Raw genomic sequence first — 2,958 nt, 5'->3', positions numbered from 1 at the left:
CCCCCCCCCCCCCCCCCCCCCCCCCCCCCCCCCCCCCCCCCCCCCCGCCCCAACAAGGGACGGCGAACAGGCCTGAATCGAGGTCAGGCCAGCACCACCTCCAACACCCGGATCACATCCGGCTGCGGGTAATGCCACCGCACCTGCACATCCCAGAACCTCACCCCATATACCCGCTCCGCCGGTGGCACCTGGTAGGCCGGCCGTGGGTCCTGCGCCAGGCATTGCTCGATCAGCTCCACCAGCGGCTCACCCAACCGCAGCGCATGCTCGCGGGCCTGGGGCAGGGCGCTTTCGGCCCACTGCACGGAAATGGCCGCAGGCGCGGCGCTGGCCATCTGGTTGCTGGCGCCAGCAATGCTGTCGGCATAGGGCACATAGGGCTTGATGTCCAGCACTGGCGTGCCGTCCAGCAGGTCGATCCCGGACAGCAACAGGCGCCCTGGCTCGACGCCTTCCAGGCGCACCACCGACTGGCCAATGCCATTGGGCCGGTGGGTGGCGCGGGTGGCGAACACGCCCATGCTCTTGTTGCCACCCAGGCGCGGTGGCCGCACCTTCAGGCGCGGCTTGTCTTCAAGGGCCTGGTGGAACAGAAACAGCAGCCAAACATGGCTGACCTGCTCCAGGCCTTCGACGGCGTCACCCTGGTCGAACGGCGGCAGCAGCTCCAGCACACCGCGCGCGGCGGGAGCCAGCTGTGGTTGCCGCGGGATGGCGAACTTTTCCTTGAAGCAGGAGCGGACGATACCGACCGGGGCAACCGTATGCTGCATGGCCACTCAGCCGCGCACGCGCAAGGTCAGGCCCTTGAGGAAGTTGCGCAGCAACTGGTCTCCGCACGGGCGGTAATTGTCGTGGCCAGCCTTGCGGAACAGCGCGCTCAGTTCGGGCTTGCTGACCGGGAAATTGACTGACTTGAGGATCGCGTGCAGGTCGTCTTCCTTGAGTTCGAAGGCTACCCGCAGCTTTTTGAGGATCAGGTTGTTGGTGACGGGTAGCTCGACCGGTTGTGGCGGGCGGCTGTCGTCCTTGCCGCGGCGGTAGATCACCAGGCCATCAAGGAAGTGCGCCATCACCCGTTCCGGGCAGCGCACAAAGCCTTCCTCTTCCTCTTTTTTCAGGTAGGTGGCCAGCACCAAGGGGTTCACTTCAAGCCCGGAGAGCCCGATGATCTCGGCCATCTTGGCGTCGTTCACCTTGAGCATGTAGCGCAGGCTGCGCAGGACGTCGTTGTGGTTCATTGCTGCAAAATCCTGTTCAGTAGCCGCGCGTTCCAGCGCGGCGTATTGCTTAGAAACGTTCGGTAGTGGCCAGGTAGCGCCATTGGCCCAGCGGCAATTTGCCCATCGACACGCCACCCAGGCGAATACGGCGCATGCCGACCAGCTCCAGGCGCAGGTAGGCGCACAGCTCGGCGATCTGACCGGGCTGCGGGTTTTTCAGGGCCATGCGCAGGTGGGTTTCGTTCTGCCAGCTGGCCTTGGCCTTGGGCAGCTCGCGGTCATTGCGGGTGGCACCGCGGGCCAGGCGTTCCAGCGCCTGAGGCGTGGTCTCGCCACGTACTTCAACGATGAACTCTTGCTCCAGGCGGCGCAGGTCGGCCTCGATCTTGCGGGTCACCCGCCAGTCCTGGGTAAACACCTGCAGGCCGCTGGCACCGCGCTCCAGCGGCGCGATGCAGGCCTGCCGGGCAAAGTGCCCGTGCAAGGCACGCACGCCCTCACGGTGGGCTTCGCTGAGGCTACCCATGTTCATGCTGGCACGGGCAGTTTCGCTGTCCATGCCGGCAGGCTGGTTCATCAGCAGGGTTACCGGCTCGAGGGTTTCGGCACGGGCGCCCGGCAGCAGTTCGACGCGCTGCTGCTCGACCTTGAACTGCGGTTGCTCGACCACCACGCCATCGACCGTTACCCAGCCTCCTTCAATGTACTGCTCGGCCTCGCGGCGGGAGCAGCCAAGTTGCTCGATGAGGCGTTTGGACAGGCGGACGGGTTCAGACATGGGGTAATTCGCAAAGGCAGGGAAAGACCACCATTGTACCTGCCCCTACGCGCTTGATGATGGGAATCTGTGTCAGTTGCGCCATTTTGCCGACCTGCCGCGGCATATTCAGTCGCCACTTCAGGGGTTGCTACGCATCAGCCTCATGTGCAGCAACGGGTAGGGTTGCCCCAGGCCGTCGGTGGCTGAGCGGCCGATCACTTCGAAACCTTCATGCAGGTAGAAGCCCAAGGCTTGCGGGTTCTGCTCGTTGACGTCCAGGCATTCGGCATTCAGTTCGTTGATGGCATAGCGCAGCAGGCGCTTGCCAACTCCTTGGCCACGGTAGGCCGGCGCGACGAACAGCATGTCTACGCGGCCATTGGCGACCCCGGCGAAGCCACAGATGCGCTGGCGGTCCTTGCAGCAGATCAGCATCACGGCGTCGAGGTAGCGGCGCAGCACATGTTCTCGCAACAGCAGGATGTAGCCCTCTGGCAGGAAGTCGTGGGTGGCGCGTACCGAATCCTCCCACACCTGGACCAGTTCGCTGTAGTCGCTCAAGCGCGGGGTTTGCAGCGTCAGTGGCGCAGGCATGCCGTGTTCCTCCGTGGCGATAGGGAAAACATAGCAGGCCAACCACTGGTCGGCTTGTTGGCGCGGCGCTTGAACGCCGGGCTGGCGGGGTCTATTAATTTGGTGTGGGAAAAAATCCCACGCAATGGAAAGAACAAACTGACAACAGAATTCCTGACTGATTTGGCGTTCTCGTGGCGAAGACCTGGAGACGGACTATGCAAATCCACCTGCTGTTCAAGAAGGCTCTACTCGCGGCTGCCGTAGCTGGCGTGCTGTCCGCGTCGATTGTGTTGATCCCTGATTCGATTTCCCACGGGTCCAGTGCCTATGCCAAAGATGGCGGTGGCGGTGGCGGCCATGGCGGCGGTGGTGGTGGAGGTCACGGCGGTGGTGGTG

The 2,958-nt window shown here is 63.9% G+C and carries 4 protein-coding genes and 1 pseudogene; 1 reads left to right on the top strand and 4 read right to left on the bottom strand.

The window, feature by feature from the left end:
• Positions 1-83: 83 nt before the first annotated feature.
• From tsaA to IAE39_RS29275, 4 genes are all read right to left on the bottom strand, one after another.
• On the bottom strand, positions 84-776 hold the full coding sequence (gene tsaA / locus IAE39_RS29290) for a tRNA (N6-threonylcarbamoyladenosine(37)-N6)-methyltransferase TrmO (protein ID WP_201207939.1): 693 nt from the start codon (positions 774-776) through the stop codon (positions 84-86).
• 6 nt (positions 777-782) lie between these two features.
• On the bottom strand, positions 783-1,244 hold the full coding sequence (locus tag IAE39_RS29285; RefSeq protein ID WP_201207938.1) for a DUF1456 family protein: 462 nt from the start codon (positions 1,242-1,244) through the stop codon (positions 783-785).
• Positions 1,245-1,293: 49 nt separating this feature from the next.
• Entirely contained in the window at positions 1,294-2,004 is a 711-nt protein-coding gene (locus IAE39_RS29280) for an rRNA pseudouridine synthase (protein ID WP_201207937.1), read from the bottom strand.
• 120 nt (positions 2,005-2,124) lie between these two features.
• On the bottom strand, positions 2,125-2,580 hold the full coding sequence (locus tag IAE39_RS29275; RefSeq protein ID WP_201207936.1) for a GNAT family N-acetyltransferase: 456 nt from the start codon (positions 2,578-2,580) through the stop codon (positions 2,125-2,127).
• 197 nt (positions 2,581-2,777) lie between these two features.
• On the opposite strand from IAE39_RS29275, the pseudogene IAE39_RS29270 reads away from it, so the two are divergent.
• Positions 2,778-2,958: pseudogene (locus IAE39_RS29270) on the top strand (hypothetical protein); the annotation flags it as partial.

The sequence above is a fragment of the Pseudomonas sp. S37 genome, assembly GCF_016658545.1.
Lineage (GTDB): Bacteria > Pseudomonadota > Gammaproteobacteria > Pseudomonadales > Pseudomonadaceae > Aquipseudomonas.
The sequence above is the reverse complement of the archived record's forward strand: the minus strand, read 5'-3'. Positions and strand labels throughout refer to the sequence as shown.

Coding starts and splice junctions, on each gene's coding strand:
- tsaA (WP_201207939.1), bottom strand. CDS start 776: ATGCAGCATACGGTTGCCCCGGTCGGTATCGTCCGCTCCTGCTTCAAG.
- IAE39_RS29285 (WP_201207938.1), bottom strand. CDS start 1,244: ATGAACCACAACGACGTCCTGCGCAGCCTGCGCTACATGCTCAAGGTG.
- IAE39_RS29280 (WP_201207937.1), bottom strand. CDS start 2,004: ATGTCTGAACCCGTCCGCCTGTCCAAACGCCTCATCGAGCAACTTGGC.
- IAE39_RS29275 (WP_201207936.1), bottom strand. CDS start 2,580: ATGCCTGCGCCACTGACGCTGCAAACCCCGCGCTTGAGCGACTACAGC.